Source organism: Arthrobacter sp. R4-81 (assembly GCF_054792365.1).
This window is the reverse complement of record NZ_CP096445.1, coordinates 160,728-181,612: the sequence shown is the minus strand read 5'-3', so window position 1 is coordinate 181,612 and position 20,885 is coordinate 160,728. Positions and strand designations below refer to the sequence as shown.

16 protein-coding genes are annotated in these 20,885 nt (G+C 62.0%); 8 read left to right on the top strand and 8 right to left on the bottom strand.

Going from position 1 to position 20,885, the window contains the following annotated elements:
* The first annotated feature begins 266 nt into the window (after positions 1-266).
* The 4 genes from M1E05_RS00920 (at position 267) to M1E05_RS00905 (ending at position 4,867) form a co-directional block, all read left to right on the top strand.
* Complete coding sequence (locus tag M1E05_RS00920; protein ID WP_461165308.1) at positions 267-593, top strand: VOC family protein; 327 nt, start codon at positions 267-269, stop codon at positions 591-593.
* Positions 594-699: 106 nt separating this feature from the next.
* A complete protein-coding gene (locus M1E05_RS00915; RefSeq protein WP_458112614.1) occupies positions 700-1,458 on the top strand; it encodes a LamB/YcsF family protein in 759 nt (252 codons plus the stop codon).
* Positions 1,455-3,131, top strand: a complete 1,677-nt coding sequence (locus tag M1E05_RS00910; RefSeq protein ID WP_458112615.1) for a 5-oxoprolinase subunit B/C family protein — start codon at positions 1,455-1,457, stop codon at positions 3,129-3,131. Before M1E05_RS00915 ends, M1E05_RS00910 begins: the two co-directional genes overlap by 4 nt.
* Positions 3,128-4,867 (top strand): acetyl/propionyl/methylcrotonyl-CoA carboxylase subunit alpha, encoded by a 1,740-nt coding sequence (locus M1E05_RS00905; RefSeq protein ID WP_461164169.1) that lies wholly within the window; start codon positions 3,128-3,130, stop codon positions 4,865-4,867. The genes M1E05_RS00910 and M1E05_RS00905 overlap by 4 nt, the downstream gene beginning before the upstream one ends.
* Before the next feature lie 141 nt (positions 4,868-5,008).
* Here the strand turns inward: M1E05_RS00905 and M1E05_RS00900 are convergent, their stop codons facing one another.
* Together M1E05_RS00900 and M1E05_RS00895 are read right to left on the bottom strand one after the other, a co-directional pair.
* Entirely contained in the window at positions 5,009-5,275 is a 267-nt protein-coding gene (locus tag M1E05_RS00900) for a GlsB/YeaQ/YmgE family stress response membrane protein (protein ID WP_247041639.1), read from the bottom strand.
* A 290-nt stretch (positions 5,276-5,565) separates the two neighbouring features.
* Positions 5,566-9,978 carry a beta strand repeat-containing protein gene (locus tag M1E05_RS00895; protein WP_461164168.1) on the bottom strand — a complete coding sequence of 1,471 codons (4,413 nt, stop codon included), beginning with the start codon at positions 9,976-9,978 and terminating at the stop codon, positions 5,566-5,568.
* Positions 9,979-10,789: 811 nt separating this feature from the next.
* Between M1E05_RS00895 and M1E05_RS00890 the strand changes: the two genes are divergently transcribed.
* Positions 10,790-11,479: a GntR family transcriptional regulator gene (locus tag M1E05_RS00890; protein WP_461164167.1), complete on the top strand. Its 690-nt coding sequence runs from the start codon at positions 10,790-10,792 to the stop codon at positions 11,477-11,479.
* Between the two features lie 101 nt (positions 11,480-11,580).
* Here M1E05_RS00890 and M1E05_RS00885 read toward each other — a convergent pair whose 3' ends face one another.
* The 4 genes from M1E05_RS00885 to M1E05_RS00870 form a co-directional block, all read right to left on the bottom strand.
* Positions 11,581-12,405, bottom strand: coding sequence for a putative hydro-lyase (locus M1E05_RS00885; protein ID WP_461164166.1), 825 nt, complete (start codon positions 12,403-12,405; stop codon positions 11,581-11,583).
* 8 nt (positions 12,406-12,413) lie between these two features.
* The gene (locus M1E05_RS00880) at positions 12,414-13,565 is read right to left on the bottom strand and encodes an NRAMP family divalent metal transporter (protein WP_461165307.1); all 1,152 of its coding nucleotides are present in this window, start codon (positions 13,563-13,565) and stop codon (positions 12,414-12,416) included.
* A gap of 175 nt (positions 13,566-13,740) precedes the next feature.
* Positions 13,741-14,412, bottom strand: coding sequence for a hypothetical protein (locus M1E05_RS00875; protein ID WP_461164165.1), 672 nt, complete (start codon positions 14,410-14,412; stop codon positions 13,741-13,743).
* 126 nt (positions 14,413-14,538) lie between these two features.
* Positions 14,539-14,937, bottom strand: a complete 399-nt coding sequence (locus tag M1E05_RS00870) for a DUF5997 family protein (protein ID WP_458112621.1) — start codon at positions 14,935-14,937, stop codon at positions 14,539-14,541.
* A 229-nt stretch (positions 14,938-15,166) separates the two neighbouring features.
* Between M1E05_RS00870 and M1E05_RS00865 the strand changes: the two genes are divergently transcribed.
* Positions 15,167-15,847, top strand: coding sequence for a LysR family transcriptional regulator substrate-binding protein (locus M1E05_RS00865; protein ID WP_461165306.1), 681 nt, complete (start codon positions 15,167-15,169; stop codon positions 15,845-15,847).
* 51 nt (positions 15,848-15,898) lie between these two features.
* Here the strand turns inward: M1E05_RS00865 and M1E05_RS00860 are convergent, their stop codons facing one another.
* Positions 15,899-17,062, bottom strand: coding sequence for a GGDEF domain-containing protein (locus M1E05_RS00860; protein ID WP_461164164.1), 1,164 nt, complete (start codon positions 17,060-17,062; stop codon positions 15,899-15,901).
* A 131-nt stretch (positions 17,063-17,193) separates the two neighbouring features.
* Positions 17,194-18,297 (bottom strand): GTP pyrophosphokinase, encoded by a 1,104-nt coding sequence (locus M1E05_RS00855; protein WP_461164163.1) that lies wholly within the window; start codon positions 18,295-18,297, stop codon positions 17,194-17,196.
* Between the two features lie 229 nt (positions 18,298-18,526).
* Here M1E05_RS00855 and M1E05_RS00850 point away from each other — a divergent pair, with 229 nt between their 5' ends.
* Positions 18,527-19,330: an alpha/beta hydrolase fold domain-containing protein gene (locus M1E05_RS00850; protein ID WP_461164162.1), complete on the top strand. Its 804-nt coding sequence runs from the start codon at positions 18,527-18,529 to the stop codon at positions 19,328-19,330.
* Between the two features lie 170 nt (positions 19,331-19,500).
* Positions 19,501-20,847, top strand: coding sequence for a Na+/H+ antiporter NhaA (gene nhaA / locus M1E05_RS00845; protein WP_458112625.1), 1,347 nt, complete (start codon positions 19,501-19,503; stop codon positions 20,845-20,847).
* Positions 20,848-20,885 lie beyond the last annotated feature (38 nt).

Below are 20,885 nucleotides of genomic sequence, written 5' to 3'. Positions count from 1 at the left end.
CCCCCCAAGGGGAAAACGGCAAAAGTAAATCCCTGTTGGGCATCCCGGCTCTGGCCGCGGATGCCCAACTCTGGAACTCCTACCTAAAGGGAAACCCTCTCTAGATGGTGGGGGGAGCGCGGGCCAGGTCGGAGCGAGTTTCAGGTCCCCGCGTGTTGCTCCGCGTTCACAGGCCTGCAGGCGGGCGTAGCCTTGGCACCATGCGACTGAAAATGTGCAGCATCCATGTGAAGGACCCGGCAGCGGCCCGCGAGTTTTAAACCCGCATTCTGGGTTTCGAAACGATGATGGCAATGCCTGAATACAACCTCTACATTGTCAAGGACCCGGACAGCAGCGGGGATTCCGGCAAGGGAGGAGTAGGCCTCCTGCTGGAACCCAGCGGCAATCCCATTGGCGCTGCATACATGAACGGCCTGCACGATTCAGGGATGCCTGCCATAGTCCTGGGCGTTACGGATGTCTGGGCTGAGTACAAGCGGCTCTCCGCGCAGGGCGTAATTTTCCAGTCTGAGCCGACCGACGGTGCCACTGGAATTTCAGTTGTGCTGGATGACGGCTGCGGAAACTACGTACAGCTGCATCAGGACTGAAACGGACGGCTCCTTCCCACGTTTCACGGACCTCATCAAAGATTGTTGAACAATCTAGAAAAATCAGGCATGATGGTTGAGTAGCCAACCTGAGACGAGGGTCACAATGCCTTTCATTGATCTGAACAGCGACGTCGGAGAGTCCTTCGGCAACTGGACCATGGGCGACGACGCCGCCGTTTTCCGCCATGTTTCCAGTGCCAACGTGGCCTGCGGTTTCCACGCAGGTGACCCGAGCACTATTGCGCAGACCTGTCGCGACGCCGTCGCCGCGGGCGTCACCATCGGAGCCCATGTGGGGTACCGCGACCTGGCGGGTTTTGGCCGACGATTCCTGGACTGCTCTGCCACGGAACTCGCGGACGACGTCCTGTACCAGCTGGGAGCCCTGCAGGCCCTGGCCAGGGCAGCAGGCTCGGACGTTAAGTACGTCAAACCCCATGGTGCTCTGTACAACACGATCGTCCATCACGAGGTCCACGCCCAAGCTGTGGTAGACGCCGTCCATGCCTTCAGCCCCGGGCTCCCGCTGCTGCTACTCCCCGGCTCGGTGGCCTTGCGCCAGGCAGAATCACGCGGCCTGCGTGCCCTCTCGGAGGCTTTTGCGGACCGCGCCTACAATCCCGACGGCACGCTGGTGTCCCGCCGGGAAGAGGGTGCGGTGCTGCACAACAACGATGTGATCACCGGGAATATGGTCCGGCTCGCAATTGAGGGCAAGATCATGGCGCGGGACGGGTCCACCCTTGACGTGCGGGCCGACAGCATCTGCGTTCACGGTGACACAGCTGGCGCCGTAGCGATGGCCGGTGCCGTTCGTGCCGGACTGGAAGCCGCAGGCGTCACGGTCCGGAGCTTTGCATGAGCATTATCGGAATCCGCTGGGCCGGCCCGAGGGCGTTGCTGGTAGAACTGACCGATCTCGCGTCCGTGCTGGCTTTCCATCACCAGCTGCAGGCGGAGCCGTTCCCCGGCCAGCTCGACGCCGTCGCTGCCGCAGCTACCGTGCTGGTGAAATTCGCAACCCACCCGCAGGCGCTTGCAGCGCGCGCCGTCGTGGGCGATTTTGACGTGGACGTGCTGCGCCACGAAGGCGGACGCGAGGTCACCATTGAGGTGGTGTACGACGGCGAGGATCTCGCCGAGGTGGGCAGGCTCACGGGACTTGGGGCCGACGGCGTCGTAACCGCCCACACCAGCCAGGTCTGGACCGCGGCTTTCGGCGGCTTCGCCCCGGGCTTCACCTACCTCGTGGGCGAAAACAGCAGCCTCACAGTCCCGCGCAGGACTTCACCCCGCACAGCCGTTCCCGCCGGAGCCGTGGCCCTGGGCGGCGAGTTCTCAGCCGTGTATCCTCGGCAATCGCCGGGCGGGTGGCAGCTGATCGGACGCACGTCGGCGGTTCTCTGGGACCTCGGCCGGGAGCAGCCAGCCCTAATCCGCCCGGGAGACAAGGTCCGTTATGTGGCAGTGGGAGCTGCCAAGGCGAGCCCGGCACGCACGCGCGCTTTGGGCGCCGAGGCGACAAAGAGCGTGGTACAGAATGAGTTGATGTATGGCCTGGCTGTGGAGTCGTCCGGGTTGCAGTCGCTGTTGCAGGATTTGGGCCGGCCGGGACTTGGCGACCTTGGCGTGTCGGCATCCGGGGCGGCCGACCAGCAATCAGCCCGCCAGGCCAACAGGCTGGTAGGGAACGAGCCCGGCGCCGCCGTCGTCGAGAACCTCCTCGGCGGACTCACTGTGCGGGCAAAGGGCGACCAGGTACTGGCGGTGGCAGGCGCCAAGGCACCGCTCGAGATCCGCTCGGCCGATGGTGCTGCCTTGCGTCGCCCCATCGGCTGCGCTCCCTTTGCTTTGCTCGACGGCGAAAGCCTCACCCTTGGTGCCCCATCCTCTGGGCTGCGTTGTTACCTGGCGGCCCGCGGCGGTTTTGCTGTTCCGCCCGTGCTCGGCAGCCGGTCCACTGACTCGATGTCCGGGGTTGGCCCGCCGCCGCTGGTCTCGGGAATCGAACTGCCGGTGGCCCAGGTTGAGGGTGTCCGCCCAGTGGGCCATCCGGAAGCCTCCACCCTCCGGGCAGGGTCAGTGACCGCTGAGCTCCGGATCACCTTCGGTCCGCGCGATGACTGGTTCACGGAACAGGCATTGGGGAGTCTTTCAGGCCAGGAATGGCACGTGACGGAGCAGTCGAACCGGATCGGCGTCCGTCTTGTTCCTGATGGCGACACAGGTGAATCCCTGGTCCGCAATCGCGAGGGGGAGCTGGCCAGCGAAGGCGCGGTGGCAGGCGCCCTTCAGGTTCCGCCCAGCGGCAATCCTGTTCTTTTCCTCGCCGATCATCCTGTGACGGGCGGCTATCCGGTGATCGCCGTCGTCGTCCCTGAAGACCTTCCGACGGCGGCACAGCTGCCGCCAGGCCACCGGGTCCGCTTCACCGTGGTGGACCCCTCCACACTGGAACCCCTTGTGTCAGCCGTACCGCTTCATCACCCTGCACCCGCCGTGAGCGGCGTAATTTCCGAAGGAATCCCGTCATGAAAAAGGTCCTGATCGCCAACCGCGGCGAGATTGCCGTGCGAATTGCCCGTGCCTGCTCTGACGCCGGCCTTCAGTCTGTTGCCGTCTATTCAGATCCCGACGCCGATGCCCTCCACGTGCGGTTGGCGGACGAGGCCTATGCCCTCAACGGGACCTCGGGTGCCGAGACATACCTTGATATGACCAAACTGATCGGCGTGGCACGCCGCGCCGCGGCCGACGCCGTCCACCCTGGTTACGGGTTCCTTTCCGAGAATGCCGACTTCGCCCAGGCCGTGATGGACGCGGGGTTGACCTGGATTGGCCCCACGCCGCAGTCCATCCGCGAATTGGGCAATAAAGTAACGGCCCGCGACATCGCTGTGCGGGCGGGCGCCCCCTTGGTACCAGGCAGTGACGGTCCGGTGGCGAACGCAGGCGAGGTGCTGGCGTTCGCCCAGGAATACGGCCTCCCGGTGGCCATCAAGGCAGCGTTTGGCGGCGGCGGCCGTGGACTGAAGGTAGCAAGGCGCCTTGAGGACATTGAGGACGCCTTCGAATCCGCTGTCCGTGAATCCACGGTGGCGTTTGGGAGGGGGGAGTGCTTCGTGGAGCGCTTCCTTGACCAGCCCCGGCACGTTGAAGCGCAGGTCCTGGCGGACATCCACGGCAACGTGGTGGTGCTAGGGACGCGCGACTGCTCACTGCAACGCCGCAACCAGAAGCTCGTGGAGGAGGCCCCTGCCCCGTTCCTAACGGAGGAGCAGCGCGCCCAGATCCACGCCTCCGCCAAGGCAATTTGCCGGGAGGCCAACTATCACGGCGCCGGAACGGTCGAGTATCTCGTGGGTAAGGACGGTATCATCTCCTTCCTGGAGGTGAACACCAGGCTTCAAGTGGAGCATCCCGTGACAGAGGAAACATCGGGCGTGGACCTGGTTCGCGAACAGTTCCGCATAGCTTCAGGAGGAGTCCTGCCTTTCACCGAAGATCCGGAACCCAGTGGACATGCTTTTGAATTCAGGCTTAATGCTGAAGATCCCGCGCGAGGATTCCTGCCCGGACCGGGAACCGTGGACATCTTCGAGCCACCGACAGGCCCCGGCATCCGGGTTGATTCCGGAGTCCGTTCCGGATCCGTGGTACCCGGCGACTACGACTCGCTGATGGCAAAACTGATCGTCTACGGCGAGGACCGTCCCCAGGCACTGCGCCGGGCACGGGCCGCCCTCGATGAGATGCAGATCAAGGGGCTGCCCACAGTGTTGCCGTTTCACCGTGCCGTAGTGCGTCACCCCGACTTCATTGCGGAAGAGCGACTGGGGGTCCACACAACCTGGATCGAGAACGAATTCGCCGAAACCCTTGCAGCCTCACCGGAGATCGCCCGTACCGCGCGCGACGCCGCCCGCAGCACGATTACGGTGGAGCTGGACGGCAAAGCAGTGCAGCTTGGGTTGCCCGCCAGGCTCTATGAGGCACTCCTCAGCGGGGGCGGTGGTTCCGGTGCGGCTCCTTCCGCGGCTCGTTCCCTGGGAGTCGACGACGCCAGTCTCACCTCGCCCATGTCCGGCTCGCTGGTGAAGTGGCTGGTGGAGACTGGTGATGCCGTGGAAGCCGGTCAGCCGGTGGCCGTTCTGGAGGCCATGAAAATGGAAACCACTGTTGTTGCCCACCGTGCAGGGATTGTGGCGAGAGGGCCGCAGGAGGCGGGCACCGCTGTCGGAAGCGGCGAGGTCCTCGCGAAGGTCGGGTGAATCCGAAGATCGGGTGCGGGCCTACGGCCGGCGCCTCAGGGTGACTGGCTGTTGTCATACTGAAGGGCGGGCATTCGCCCGCCCTTCAGTATGACCATTCCCACAGACCAGGAAAGCTTTTTAAGTCAGTGGGCCCCCGAGTCAGACCCGGCTTCTGCGGCCGGCAACCGCACCGTAGATAGCGAGAACTATGACGGCGCCGAGAATGGCCAACAGCCAAGTCCGGAGATCAAAGAACTCACCAAGACCTCCACCAAAAATCAGCGAACCGATCCATCCGCCGAGTATTGCTCCGACGACACCCAAAACGAGTGTGACGACCCATCCTCCGCCTTGCCGGCCCGGAAGGATGGCTTTAGCAATTGCTCCAGCAATGAGACCGAGCAGGAGAAATCCGAGAATTCCCATGACTGCACTTCCCTTTCATTATGGCAATGCCGACGGGTATCGGCCCATGTCATGAGTTAATCAGCATCCTTACTATCCTGCAAGCATTTTGTTTGATGACTTGGCCGCGTGGTCATTCGGGCAGACACACGAAAGCGGCGACTGGGGCTATCCGGGGGGACATGATCCAATCGCCGCTTTTGTGTTCCCGGAGCGGGTCCGGGAAGCCTTGGGCAGCAGTTCTGGGTGCCGTTCTTGTTTGAGTGCCTGAGACGGGTGCTACGACCAAGGCCGTAGCACCCGCACTCCCACTACGCCCTGCGGCGGCGGGACACCACGGTCAGGGCCAGTCCTCCAAGCAGGAGCACACCGGCCATGCCCGCTGCGGCGAAGGCAACGCCACCGGTGTTAGCGAGGGAACGTCCGGTGTTTGCCAGCGGAGCGCCGGCATCCTTCTTGGTGACAGGCGTTTCGGTTGCGTCCTCCGGTGAGAGTGCGACCCCACCAAGACCGAGGGCCTTGGCGCTGGCCACATTCTCGATTGGATTGCCGGATGCAACATCAGCGGCCTGCACCTTGTAGTCGGCAGTGCAGATGACAGACTCACCGGGAGCCACTGTGGTGGCGGGGCAGGAGACGGTTACCCCCGCGGCCGTCAGCCGGGGATCATCAATCTGAAGATCATTCAGGGTGACTGTTCCCGTGTTGATAGCCGTGAAGGTGTACTGGATGACCTCCCCTGCGTCGGCCACGCCGTCGCCGTCGCCGTCACGAAGTGCGTTGTCCTTCTCGAGCTTGAGAGCCTGAGTCACGTGCGCCTGAGTGGAGGTGGTGTCCGGAACGGAAACCACCGGTTCCATACCAACCGGCGGTGTGCCGGCTGCGGTGGCCACGTTGTCGATGAACCCAGCATCGACATCTGCCTGGGTTACCACGTACCGCTCATCTGCGGAACACGTTGTGGACGCTCCCGGTGCAAGGACATTTTCGGAACAGGTAACTGCACCGGCCTTGGGATCGTCGACCCGGACTTCCGTGATGGTTACATTGCCCGTGTTTGTGACTGTGAAGCTGTACTGGATTCCCTCATCCACATCGGCCAACTTGTCGCCGTCACCGTCAATCAGTTCTGCGTTCTTTTCAATCTGGAGTTCCGCAGAGCGTGCAATCGTCGTTGTGGTTGAGTCCTCGTTCGAGACAGTCGGCTCGTTGTCGGGGTCGATTCCCTCTCCCGTGGCAACGTTTACAACCCGACCGGCATCCACATCGGCTTGCGTGATCACGTACAGCTCATCGGCTGAGCAGTCGGTTGACTCGCCCACTCCAAGCTGAAGCTCCTCACAGGTAACACTGCCTGTAATGGGATCGTTGACCTCGATCTCGCGGACCGGCACGTTGCCGTCGTTGGTTACCAGGAACGTGAACTGGATCGTGTCGCCGGGATCAACCGTGTCGTTGTTGTTGGCGTCGACTGGTTCCCCGGCTGTTTTCTCCAAGGTCAGCACCGGTGCCTGTTCGGTTACGGGCGTGTTGGTTGAATCCGGATCCGACTCGAGGGGTTCCTCGTTCGGGTCGATGCCGGTTGCCCGGGCTGTATTGGCGACGACGTTGGCCACCTCATCATCGGCGGTGATGGTGTACGCCGCTTCAGCTGCGCAGTCGGTGAAGGCAGCGGGTGCCAATACCGTCTCATTGCAGAGAACGGTTCCGACGAGCGGGTCCACCACGCCTACTGAGGTGACCGGCACGTTGCCGTCGTTGGTTACACGGAAGGTGAACTGAATGGTGTCGCCGGCGTCTGTGATCCCGGAGTTGTTGACATCAGTCGGGTTCCCGGCGGTCTTTTCGATGACCAGGGAGGGATCCGGCAGCGTTACTTCGGTGGTGGTGGTGTCCGGCACGGAAGTGACAGTGCCGCCGTCGGGGTCGGTGCCGGTGCTGGTGGCGATGTTGTCCACTGACCCGTTGACCTCGTCTGCTTCTGTCACTACATAGGCTGCGTCCGCTGCACACGCTGACGATTGTCCGACAGCCAGGGTAATCGGGTCTCCTGCCGGCACCGCGGGCGTAACTGTACAGGTGACCTCGCCAACCATGGGATCGTTGACGCCCACGTCCCGGACGGGAACGTTTCCGATGTTGGTCACCGTGAAGGTGTACTGGATGGTGTCACCGGCGTCGGTGATCCCTGAGCTGTTGACATCCACCGGTACTCCGGCGGTTTTGTCGATGCCGAGGGCCGGGGCCGGTGCGGTAACCGGAGTGGATGTGGTGTCCTCTTCCGAATTCACGGGTGCGTCGTCAGGGTCGGTACCGGTAGCGGTGGCGGCGTTATCCACTGAGCCGGAGTCCTCGTCGCCCTCGGTTACTACATAGACGGCGTCCGCTACGCATTCGGTAGGAGCACCTGCGACCAGCGTCGTGCTGACGCAGGTGACGCTGCCGATCAGAGGATCATTGACAACGACGTCGTGGATTGTCACGTTTCCAGTGTTGGTCACGGTGAAGGTGTACTGGATGGTGTCGCCGGCGTCGGTGATCCCTGAGTTGTTAAGGTCCGCAGGTGCCCCGGCAGTCTTCTCGATCCCCAGCGCGGGCTGTGGAACGACGACCTCGGTGGTGGTCTCATCGGGAACAGATACGACGGGGTCGCCGTCGGGATCGGTACCCTCTGCGGTGGCCGTGTTTTCCACCGAACCGTTAGCCTCGTCGGCTTCGGTGACTACGTAAACCGCGCTGGCTGCACAGTCAGTAGATTCTCCGGGGGCAAGTGTGGTCTCCTCGCAGCTCACAGTGATTGCCGGGTCGAGTCCGCTGAGAAGGCCGTCGTTGATAACCAGGTCGGTCACAGCGACATTCCCGTTATTAGTGGCCCTGAAGGTGTACTGGATGGTGTCTCCGGCATCGGTGATCCCCGAGGCGTTGACGTCTACGGGCTCGCCCGCGCTCTTTTCGACTACCAGCAGGTTCTGCTGTGCCGTGACCACTGTGCGGGTGCTGTCCGGGTCCGATACAACAGGGGTGTTGCTCGGGTCCACGCCGTTTGCGGTGGCGGTGTTCACCACTTCGCCAGCCGTTTCATCGCCTCCTGTGATGGTGTAAGGCTGGCCCGCGGTGCAGGTTGTGAAAGCGCCGGGTGCAAGTGCAGTTTCCTCACAGGTGACTGCAATTGCCGGGCTCTGGCCGGCCAGGAGGTTATCGGCAATGGACAAGCCGGTGATTGGGAGATTTCCGTCGTTAGTGACGGTGAAGGTGTACTGGATGGTATCGCCGGCGTCGGTGATCCCGGAGTTGTTGACGTCCGTCGGTGTCCCTGCTTGCTTATCCACGGACAGAGACGGGTTCCGTTCGATGAGAATGGTTTCCGTGTCCTCGTCGATGGCCGGGGGCAGTCCGGCGACCGTCCCGGTAGCGGACGCGTTGTTCACAACCTGGCCCTCGTTAACGTCCTCCTGCGAGAGGGTGTAGGGCGCCGCTGTACAAGTCGTCGTGGCCCCAACTGCCAAGGGGCCGGGCGGACAAGTCACTGTGCCAACCAGTGCATCAGTTACGGTCACTGTCTCCAGCGGCACCGTACCGGTATTGGTTACATCAAAGGTGTAGGTCACAGTCGAACCGGCAGTGTTGCCTGTTGCGGCGCCGGCTTGCTTATCCAATGTAATGCCGGTGACCTGGGCTGCGTTGGTGAACGTGCAGACAATGGCTACGCCAGCGGCGCCGGCATCCGGCATGACGAATTCGCCGCTGGTACCTGTCCCGCTAGCGATGGTTCCGCCAGTGTTTTCATTGATACAGGCCCAGCTTGAGGCGTATCCGAAAGCTGTGGGGCTGCTCGGTGTGCTGCCTGCACCACTTTCAGTAATGGTATAGGTGGTGCCTGCGCGGCCAAAGACCGGGCCCGCGATCTCAGCCGGCTCATCCTGGAGTCCTGGATCCGTGCCTGCGGTAGTGCCGTCAATGCCCGCGGGGAGCCCGCCGCCGCTCAGGGCCACGGTCACTTGGTCGGCTGGAGCAACGCGACCTGCCGGGAAATCCTTTTGTACGGAGATGGTGTTGGGAGTAGCGCAGGAAGCGAGATCCACTGATCCGGTTTCGGAGAAAGGCTGGGTGCTGGTCACGGTGCCGGTTACGGGGTCTACCTGGCGAAGGGCCGTGGCGCTGCCGAGATAAAGCATTCCGTCGCCGCCAAAAGCGATCCCGTTCACGGTCTGCGGGGTTACGACGGAAACGATCTGCGTGCCGGTGATCGTGATGGGTGCGCCCGGCGATGTCGGCAGCTGCTGGTCGATGACGGTAAGAATGCTCTCGGTTGATCCACCGCCGATGACATAAAGGCGGCCTTGCCGGTCAAAGGCCCAGTCGCCGCTACCCCCGGCGTTCGGAACTACTCCGCTGGCCACCAGGCCAATGGATGTGTTGGTGGTCGTGTTGAATCCGTAAATCTCGAGCGTGCCGTCCCTGAATCCGCCGTAGTAGTAGAACCCTGTGGCGGGGTTGATCGCACCATGCGTTACAGGAGTGTCAGCCTCCCCGGCGCCGAGTGGAGCAGTGGTGTCCGTTGCCCTGTCAAGGCGGTAGATCGTACGACCGGTATTGCCGGTGTTCGGAAGAACACCGAAGGCGGCGCTACCGTCAGCGGCAATGCCGAGGCCGTTGAGACTTTGAGTTGAACCGCTGATGTTGAAAGTGCCAACGCTGGTCTGGGTGCCGGTGGCTGTATCCACGACCCAGAGATTGCGCGGAGACGCGCCCTGGATGGAATAGACCGACTCGCATGCGAGCGGTGGGGCTGCAACCGCAGGAGCCGGCACGCTAAGGCCGATGCCCCCCACTGTAAAGATTCCTGCGATCAGTGCACCGCTGGTAAGGAGACTTAAACTTCGTCTCGAGGCACTGGCTGGCCTGGTCTTTGTTTTTGCCGTATCGGCATTTGGGCGTCTTTTATACAACGGTCTACCCCCTGTAGATCGTTCGGGGCCAGACTTTGACCCGCGTGTTGTACGGGTCGCGCAGATGCAGTGTGCTTTTAGTGCTTCCCCCACGGTAAATAGTTAGGGGCATCCATAACTTTGTCAAGTCCGCAACATTTGCAATACAAACCAATTAATAAACAGAATGATTAAAACCTTTTGATATGTAACTATCGATACTGTACTACCGGCGGCGCTTAGAGCTGTACTTTGACGACGCTTGGAAAGAAGCCCGAGTTCGTAGGGAAAAGAGGGACTGAGATCTTTCACTGCAGTCTGGCGATTGCTACGCGAGCTGGCCAAGCCGCTTTGGAGGGTCAAGATTTCGCTGGAAATGGTCGACTTTGAGGATCCTCTGGCTGTCTTTTTAATTCGTTGGGTTCCCAGTAAAACTGCCAGTTGGGAAAGTATTGGCCCGCTATTCATTGCGCAAGCTTTGTAAGGCTACTTACTTTTAATTCTTGTTTACTCTCCTCCTGCGTTTGACAGGTCCTTCGTGCCCCTGCGAAGTGGAAGGTTCTGGCCTAAAGAGCTGGATCACGTCTGGCTTAGGTAGATTGGGACCATGCCCATGAACGCTGCACTCCAAGGGATCGCCGACAACGGTCACGCCATCCATGCCCATACCGGCGCTTGGGTTGCGGCTGTTCTTCGCGCGAGGATCTCCGCCGGGCAGCTCCCGCCGGGGACCAAGCTGTCGGAGCAGAAACTTTCAGAGGCCCTTGGGGTTTCCCGTAACACCTTGCGGGAGGCCTTCACCGTCTTGGCAGGCGAGTCCGTGGTCCAGCGCATCCCCAACAGGGGAGTGTACGTGGCAGCTCCGGGAGCGGAAGATGTTCGGGAGATTTACCGGGTGCGGCGGATGATTGAGCCGGCTGCAGTGCTTTGGGGGGAGATTCCTGACAATACGCTGGACCGGCTCGATGCCATCATCTTGCAGGCCCGCGAGGCGTTGGCTGCAGGGTCAATCCAGGGCATGGCAGACGCCAACCAGGAACTGCACAAAGCCCTCGTCTCACTTTCCGGCAGCGTTTCGTTGGATGAGCTGATGGAAAAGGTTCTGGCTGAGATGCGCCTGGTATTCCATGCAATGGCCACAACTCCGGATTTTCACAGCCACTACGTGGAGCGCAACGCTGCCCTTGTGGCGCAGATCCGGTCAGGCCAGCGGGAAGAAGCCGCTGCAGAGCTTCGGCGCTACCTTGACGCCGCCGAGGATGAGTTGCTGGCCCACATCGGCGCCGCACAGGCATGACCGCACGGCCATGACCGCAGAGCCCTGACCGCCAGGAAGGTGCAAAAGCGCCGCGGTACCGATAACGGGCCCGCGGCGCTGTGCAAGAGCAGCTGCAGAGGCTAGGGCACCAGGTAGCTGCTGTCCCGGGCGTCAGTAATCAGCATGTGTCCGGGGGCATGCCCGATCGCAAGGGCGGGCCTCGACTCCGTCACGGCAGCCTGGGGTGTTACCCCGCAGGCCCAGAAGACCGGAACATGGTTGGCAGGCATTTCCACGGCATCGCCAAAGTCCGGACGGGCAAGGTCGGCGATGCCCAGCTCCCCAGGATTTCCCACATGCACGGGGGCGCCGTGAACAGCGGGATAGCGTGAGGTGATCCGGACGGCGTCGGCAACCTGCGAAGCCGGGATGGGCCGCATGGACACCACCAAAGGGCCAGCCATGGCGCCCGCAGGTTCACAGCGCACACTTGTCCTGTACATCGGGACGTTCACCCTTTGGTCGATGTGGGCCACCCGTATCCCGTTCTCCTGGAGGGCGGCTTCAAAGGTAAAGCTGCACCCCACAATGAAGGTCACCAGATCATCGCGCCAGTGCGCGCGGATGTCCGTCGGCTCGTCAACTTTCACCCCGTCCTCATACACCACGTACCGTGCGACGTCGGTCCGCACGTCGCCGCCGGCCAGCAGCGCGCCGGACGTCTCACCGGCGTCGAGCACTCCCAGAATTGGGCACGGCTTCGGGTTACGTTGCGCGAAGAGCAGGACATCGAAAGCCTGTGCCTTCGGCACAATAATCAGGTTTGCTTGGGCAAACCCGGCGCTCCAGCCGGAAGTGGGGGTAACGAGGCCCGCCCGGAAAAGTGCGCGAGCCTCTGAAGGCAGCAGGGCTGCCGGATTCTCAGGAAGTACGACGACGGCAGGGGAGTTCGTTGAGACAGTCACGGTTTCTCCTAGGCCCAGAGCTTGGCGAGGCCGGCCAGTGAGTTCCAGCCGAGGAACAGGGTCAGCAGCCAGGCGAGAGCACCGATGATGAGCAGCCACTTGGGATAGACATAGCCGTGCAGAAGGTCTCGGCGACGCCAGGCCACCCACAGCAGGAGGGCGAAGCCCACTGGGAGGATAAGGCCATTGAAGGCACCGGCGAAGATGAGCAGCTGCTGCGGGGCCTGTCCGATGAGGAGGTAGGCGACGGCGCAGAAGGCGATGAAGCCAACGGTGATGAGGTTGCGCGTGCGTTCCTTTGTTGAGGACTTGGTCACGAACGAAACCGAGGTGTATGCGGCACCGATCACTGAGGTGATGGAGGCCGCCCAGAGAATCACGCCGAACATGCGCAGTCCGATCTGACCGGCGGCAGCTTCGAAAGCAGAGGCGGCAAGGTTGTTGTTGGCCAATGCCACGCCACCAGCCACCACTCCGAAAATCGCGAGGAAAAGCAGGACGCGCATCACGCAGGTCACCAGGATGCCCAGGATGGAGCTTTGGGTGATCTCTTTGACGTGCTCCACACCGGTGGCGCCGGAATCCAGCATTCTGTGGGCGCCTGCGTAGGTGATGTAGCCGCCGATGGTTCCGCCGATGAGCGTGGTGATCACCAGGAAGTCCACCTTCTCGGGCATCACCGTGTTCCGGAGTGCTTCGCCAAGGGGAGGGGCGGAGACGATGGCCACGTAGAGCGTCATGAGGATCATGACGGCGCCGAGGATCACCACAATCTTGTCGAGTGCCAGGCCTGCCTTCTTACTGAGGAAGATCAGGATTGCGATAACAGCGGAGATAGCGCCGCCGAGCTTGGGATCCAACCCCATCATGGCGTTGGTGCCCAGACCGGTGCCTGCGATATTGCCGATGTTGAAGACCAGGCCGCCCAGGAACACGAGGCCGGCGAGGAACCAACCCACACCCGGCAGGACCTTGTTACCGAGTTCCTGGGCCCGCAGCCCCGAAACGCCGATCACACGCCAGACGTTGGTCTGCACCGCGATGTCCACAAGGATCGATACGAGGATGGCGAAGGCGAAGGCAGCCCCCAGCTGCACTGTGAACGCCGCGGTCTGGGTGATGAAGCCGGGGCCGATTGCGCTGGTGGCCATGAGGAACATGGCACCAAGGAGAGCCGAGCGCCTGCCGGCTTTCGTTTTGCTTGGGAGTGTTGCTGTGCTTTCCACGGGGTCCGTCCAAAGGGTGCGGGTGACCGGAGTCACAATGGGATGTCACGGGCAACACTACAGACTGTTCAACAATCTCCGCAAGACATTGTTGAACAATAGTTTAAAGTTACGAGCCGATACTGAGCGGTCCCGACGCTTTGTCTGCAGCTTCGAAGGCCTTCTCGAGCCTTTCCACGGCCCGTGCATAATCGGTATCGGGTGCCAGCCGGCAACGTTGGGCTTCCTTCATGGCGCGGAAGAATTCGGCCGTTTGAGGGACACGAACATCGCTCATGCCAGGAAACTCGATGGCCTTTCCCGGGTCCAGTTCGTAGCTGCTCCACAACCGGAGAACAGCATCGTGGCGTGCCGCGGCGGCCACCCATCCGGGACGGTTCTCCGGCTTGCTTCTCTGACGCAGGTCCAGTTTGCGGCTGCCGGTCAAAGTCAGAAGGGCAGCGGCAGTACCGAGCGTAAACAGCAAGAGTCCGATCACTGGCGACAACACGGCCGGAATCAGCACGGCCGGTACGATTACCACGAGGCCGGTGAACACATTCCAGAACAGCGCGTCTGGTTCGCTCCTGCCCGCTTGGCTGTTTTCTGCAGGCTTGTTTTCCCTGGAGTTGGCCGCGGCGGGGCTGTAACGGGAAAGCAGACCTCCGTTGGACGCGGCAGGAGTCTGGCTGACGCTCCGGTACAGGACACGGACGGTTCCAGCGATAGCGAACACCAGCACACCTGCCCACAGTGCGATTTCTGCAGGCGCCATCACTACGGCATCAGGCAGGGCGGGCATCGGACCACCTCCAGCGCTATTACCCGCTTGGCGCCGTCCTCCAACAGTGCCGCTGGAAGATCGAGCGCCGCTTGGTATCAGTATGCGCCGTCACTACAGGCCTCAGCTAGGCCCGTTCTGGCCCGTTCAGCCTTGGCGGGCCTTTTTGGCTTCCTTCTTCGCGGCCTCATCCTTGACGCGCTGAGCCTCAGCCCGGACGGCGGCGTGTGTGGAGCGCTCAGCCACCAGCCACGCAGGGGGCGCCTGCAGCAGGGCGGTGATTTCCGCCGTCGTCAGTGCTTCTTCAACGCCGCCACGGGCGAGGCCGCTGATGGAGACGTTCAGTTTCTGGGCCACCACGGGGCGGGGGTGGGGGCCGTTACGGCGCAACTCGACCAGCCACTCCGGCGGATTGGCCTGGAGCTCGGCGAAGTCAGCGCGGGTGATTACTGAATCCTGGAACTCCTGTGGTGTCGCGGGCAGGTAGATGCCGAGTTTCTTGGCAACTGTGGCCGGCTTCATGGACTGGGAGTTTGCAGAGGTCATGCTTCAAGGGTATCTGTACGGGCGCGCTCACCGCGCCAGAGCAGGCGCCGTTCCGGCACCATCGCGTGTACTGTGCAGTGAACGGCTGACTCTGATGAACGGCTGACGGTACTGTGAAGCTGTGCCAGCAGACAATGAAATCCCCCAGGCTCCCGAGCATCCCTTTCCCCCTTCTCCTCCGGTTTCGACGGAAACGTCAAGCGGGGAACCAGATGAGGGCCGCCGCGAGCTGAGATTTGCGTACGTTGTTGGGGTAACGCCTGGGAAATGGATCCGACGCTGGGAAGAGCGGATGCCGGACGTTCCGTTGCAGTCCTTTATGTCCGACGACGGCGAGCAGCTTGCGGTGTTGCGGAACGGTGCAGCTGATCTCAGCTTCGTCCGCCTCCCCGTGGAGCGCGAGGGACTCAGTGTTATTCCTCTTTATGAGGAACAGCCCGTTGTGGTTGCGCCGAAGGGCCATGAAATCTCGGTCTTCGAGGAGGTCGCGTTCGACGACCTGGCAGACGAAACTTTTTTGGACCCTGCTGAACTCGGGGGAGCAGAAAATGCCCTCCAAGTGGTGGCGTCCGGCGCAGGATTGCTGATCCTTCCGATGTCGGTTGCGCGGCACTTCAATGTTAAGGACACTGTGGCGCGGAGGCTGACAGGTGTGCCCGGCACCGAGATCGCGCTCGCCTGGCCTGCCGATGCGGCCGACGAGGTGATCGAGGAGTTCATTGGGATCGTTCGGGGGCGCACTGCCCAGAGTTCCCGGCAGCCATCGGCGAACCAGGAGAAGCCCAAAAAAGCCCCTAAGCCTGACCGCCGGGGAACGGGCGGAGCCAAGAAACCGGCCGTAGCCCAGCGCTACGCCCCGAATCCTGACAAGGGCCGCGGCCGGGGATCCCGAAAGAAGGGCAAGCGCTAGCAGTTTCAGCGTCAAGGCCGGTATTTGGTACCGGTTCTCAAGGTCCCTTTCTCAGTTCCCTGGTTTGGTCGAACGGGCGTAGCGGACTGTTCGGTTCCGGCCCAGTGATTTTGCGCTGTAGAGAGCGGCGTCTGCCGCTGCGATTAGTTCCTCTAGGCCTTCTGTATCTTGGTCCACTACCGCTAAGCCGTAGCTGACGGTGGGCATTTGTATGCCAACCTCTCCAGAAGCAGCGTCCATACGGCGGCTGATGTCCGTCGCTATGCCCTCGGCGCGGTAGGGACTCACTCCCGGTAGAAGCAGGACGAACTCCTCACCTCCATACCTGGCGACCAGGTCGGAAGACCGGACCGTCTGCGTGCACGCTTTGGCGAACGCCTGCAATGCTCGATCCCCGGCTGCGTGGCCATGGGTGTCATTAATGGCTTTGAAGTGATCCAGATCGGCAAGGAGAAGAGTTCCGGGCGCGCGCGTGTGCCGAAGCCTAAGGAGTTCTGTCTCGGCCAGATCAAGAAAGCCGCCCCGATTCAGCAGCCCGGTCAGCCCGTCGCGCGTTGCGAACGTACGCAACGCCTGGGTCTGCTGCTCAGTGCTGAGTGCCGCCATGCTGAAGGAGGCGACCACCAGGAGAACCATGGTGATGCCAGTGGTGATGGCGGACCCGAAATATGCCTGGAAATTGGGGCTGTACGGGCCTTCGACAAGATACGCGATCAGCCGCAGGAAATAGAACAGGGACAGCGATCCGGCCGCGATGGCCATGGGCATGCGGATCTTGGAATAACCCGGCTCGAGGCGCCAGAGCTCATGCGCAGCCAATCCAATAATCACACTCATGGAGGCAAGGAAGACCGCGCCTCCTGACCAGGTGTTGCCTGCCGGGTTCTCCAGGCATGAGGCGAAAGCCGTTATCACCGGCCCCGCCAGCAGAAGCCAGGGACGGGGTATGGACGTGCGAAGAGAGCGCGCAGCCGCCCACACGCTGGAGGCGCCTGCGACCAACAGGCCGTGGCCTACCGGAATGGCCAGCCATTGAAGGGGCGTTCCTTCTAGGAGCAACGATGCGGATCCGGCGAGAAACAGGATGAGCGCGAAGCACCACCAGGCGCTGTAGGCCGAGCGGGTGCTGCGGTAGGCCGAGAAGTAGAAAAGGAGACTGAGAACCAAGGCCATCACGGCGAAAGCGACCCTGAGGGTAACTGTATCGAGGACCATGCTCTTCTTCCCCCTGCTGAACGAGCCTGTGAAGCCCAAGTATCCCACTACCCGACGCCTCTGTAACGACCTTTTTGCCGGAGTTTACCGGGAACCGTTGAGCTCAGCACCCGGGTGTACAGCGGAAACTGTTATTGCGTCAGGCGGTACCGCTCGATTTGCTTCAGCCTCCGCTGGAGGCTGTCCCGCCGCGGGTGGGGGACGGCGTCGGGCGATTCAGCGGTGAGGTCAATATGCTTGGTACCGTATTGCCAGAGCAAGAGGTCATCCAGCAGCCTGTCCGGTCCCGGCGAATACCGGTGGTCCAAAGCACGCCGGACCTCAGTGATCCGGTTGGCGCTGAGCAGCTCGGCCAGCTGGACTGTCTGGTTGAGGCTGTGGGCGGCCATCAGCTCAGCCGCCCAGCCCCAATCGTCGTCTACCTTGCGGTCCACGTGCGGCAGGAGCGTCCGCCAGACGTCCCGGATGCGGTTGGGGGTGAGCGGGGCCGCGCCTTCACCTTCGGTATCCCAGAAGCTGCGGACCTCCTCATAGCGCTCGTGCAGATCAGCGAATGCGCCTTCCACTGTTTCCAGCATGGCGGCCGTTGCGGTGAACTGTCGGTCGAAATGAGGCGTCCAAGCCCGGGGGTCTTCAGCTTTGAAGCGGATATCGTGCTCGATCTCGCTCCAGGCGTGCGCAAAGACTGTACGGATCTGGCATTCAAAGAAGTAGCTGCCGTTGGCGGGAAGATCCGGATTGAAGGCTTGCTGGTAGTCCTTCACGGCCTCATTCTGGATGGTCCGTAGGATTAAGTGGCGGCTGGAGTACCCATAGGTCCCGGATTCAATGGAACCGATGTCCTTTTCCCGGTCGCCACGGCAGTCGAAAAGCTGGCGCTGGCGTTTGATGAGGTTCGCCACCACTGCGTTCTCAGCCGGAAGCTTGGTAATGACACGCACTCCCACCATGTCGTTAAGGGTGCGGAACGGGTCAGGGAACTTCAGGACCGGGGGGCCTCCGGGCTCCAGTGGCTCCTCTGTCCGGGAAATCTTCTCGCGGAAGGAGTCCACTGTTTTGGTACGGCCGGTAACAAACAACGGTGTGACTTCGGTGTCCTTGAGCATGCCCCGCAGGGTCAGCAGAACCTCGCGCGTGACGAGCTTCAGGGCCGGACGCACCCGCTCATAAAGCTCAACATTCTCCTGCACAGCCTGCTTCTGGGCAGTGTCGAGAAGGTCCCAATTGGTTGCCATAAAGCCAGCTTACGGTGGGGGTGCGACACGATGGCACTGACACCCCGCCCCGGGTGACACCGGCCCTCCCAGGTCGGTGACGCAGACCATCCCAAATCCGGTAGACAGGCAAAGGCCAAGGTAGGCTCAGACCTAGCTGATGTGCATCGTCGAGACCAGGCGTCGCAGCAGTAGGCGGACAGTTGGGGCATTGTCCGCCTTCTGTAGAACACGCCCCGAGGAGGATGCAGTGAAGCGGCACAAGTACCAGTACGGTGCAGACCCCAGTCAGTGGGGCGAACTTTTCCTGCCGGAAGCCAATGGCAAACAAACGCCCAAAGGCGTTGTTGTGGTCATTCACGGCGGATACTGGCGTTCCCAATACGGTGCTGAACTGGGCGAACCGCTGGCTCGGGATCTTGCGATGCACGGCATGGCGGCATGGAACCTGGAGTACAGGCGGGCAGGAAACGGCGGGGGCTGGCCTCACACCTTTGAGGATGTCCTGGCGGGGATCGACAAGTTGAGGGATATTGCTGAAGAGCACGACCTTGATCTTCGCAACGTAGTTGCCCTGGGACATTCAGCAGGAGGCCACCTGGCCGTGTGGGCAGCAGGCCGTGACAAGCTCGGAACTCTGCCCGCGCCTGAGGCCGACCGTCAGTTGGTCCGCAAGAACGGCAACGGCGCCGTTCACCTCACAGGTGTTGTCAGCCAATCCGGCCTCCTCAACCTCGCGGACGCAGAAAAACTGGATCTCAGCAACGGTGCGGTCAGCAATTTCCTTGGCGGGCCGGCCCGGAAGTATCCCAAGCGCCACATGTACGTGGACCCTATGAGCACAGTCCCCCTGACAGTGCCTGTTTACGCTGTCCATGGCCTGGACGACGACACCGTTCCCCTGAGCCAGTCCGAGGCCTACGCACTTGCTGCCCGGGCTGCCGGTGCACCCGTTCAGCTGCTCAAGTTGCCAGGTGACCACTTTGCGTTGATTGATCCGAAGGCGCCGTCATACCGCAAATGCAGGGAACTGGTCCAAGGCCTGCTGGGCTGAGTGCGGGGGAGCGGGAGGTGCGGCCTGCCTGAAGGACGGGGCGCCTGCCTCAACCCGAGTAATGTCGCGGCAGCGCATGCGTCCGGGCTAATCCTTCCCCTACACTGGGTGTCAGGTGTGCCGGGAAGTCTGGTCGGCGTGACTTTGTCGACGCTACCTTGAGGACTCAGATGAGCCAGAAGCCTGCACCAATTCCCCCGCGCATCACCATCTTCGGACGCGGAAGTTACGCCGAGTCCCTGCGCATCGGCGAGATTCTCCGCAAGGAAACCGTTGGTGGAGCGCTGTTGGTTGCCGCCGCTATCATCGCGTTGGTCTGGGCAAATTCTCCTGCGTCAGAGAGCTACTTCGCCTTTCGGGACTTCAAAATCGGCTATGAGCCATGGCACCTGGAGCTCAGCCTCGGAGCCTGGGCCGCTGACGGGCTCCTTGCCGTTTTCTTCTTCCTCGTGGGGCTCGAGCTCAAACGTGAATTCGTTGCAGGGGATCTGAGGCAGCTCAACAAGTCAGTGGTTCCGGTGGCTGCAGCTGCCGGCGGCGTTGTCATACCGGCAGTAATCTACGCCGTCATTAACATCACGAGCCCGGAAACCCTTCGAGGCTGGGCAATCCCGACGGCTACCGACATCGCGTTTGCAGTCGCCGTCCTGGCGATTATTGGATCCCACCTTCCCAGCGCCCTTCGGATCTTTCTCCTGACGCTGGCCGTTGTTGATGACCTGATTGCCATCACCATCATTGCTCTCTTCTACTCGGAGAACATCCAGCCCATGCCCCTGCTGCTGGCGCTGATCCCATTGGGGCTCTACACGCTCCTGGCCCAGAAGTACCGCCGGTTCTTCGGGACCCGGGTATGGGCAGCCTGGCTCATCCTGCTGCCGCTGGGGATCCTCGTCTGGGCGCTGGTGCACGCTTCGGGAATCCACGCCACTGTCGCCGGCGTGCTCCTGGGCTTCGCGATCCCGGTCCTGCGTTCACAGGCCAGCGGCGGTCCCCAAACCGGCCCCGGCCTCTCCGAGATCTTTGAACACCGTTTCCGGCCCATCTCTGCGGGCGTCGCTGTGCCCATTTTTGCTTTCTTCTCCGCCGGCGTCGCCGTAGGCAGTTGGGAAGGCCTTCGGTCGGCACTGGCCGATCCGGTCGCCGTCGGCATTATTGCTGCGCTGGTGCTGGGAAAGCCGATTGGCATAATGGGCACCACCTGGGTCCTGACTAAAACGAGCAAGGCTGCCCTCGACAGCTCCTTCAAATGGATCGACGTCTTCGGAATCTCGTTGCTGGCCGGGATCGGCTTCACTGTGTCCCTCCTCGTTGCGGAGCTGAGCTTTGGGCATGGAACAGTTCAGGACGATCACGCCAAGGTGGGAATCCTGGCCGCTTCCCTTCTGGCCTCGGTCCTGGCCACCGTGGTGTTGCGTGCCAGGAACCGCGTCTACCGCCGGGAAGAGGAAGAGGAAAAGGTGGATGCTGACAACGACGGCATCCCGGACGTCTACGCCAAGGACCAGCACTCCTGAACTAATCCGGGGTGGGCGGAAGGCAGCCATTCCGGGGC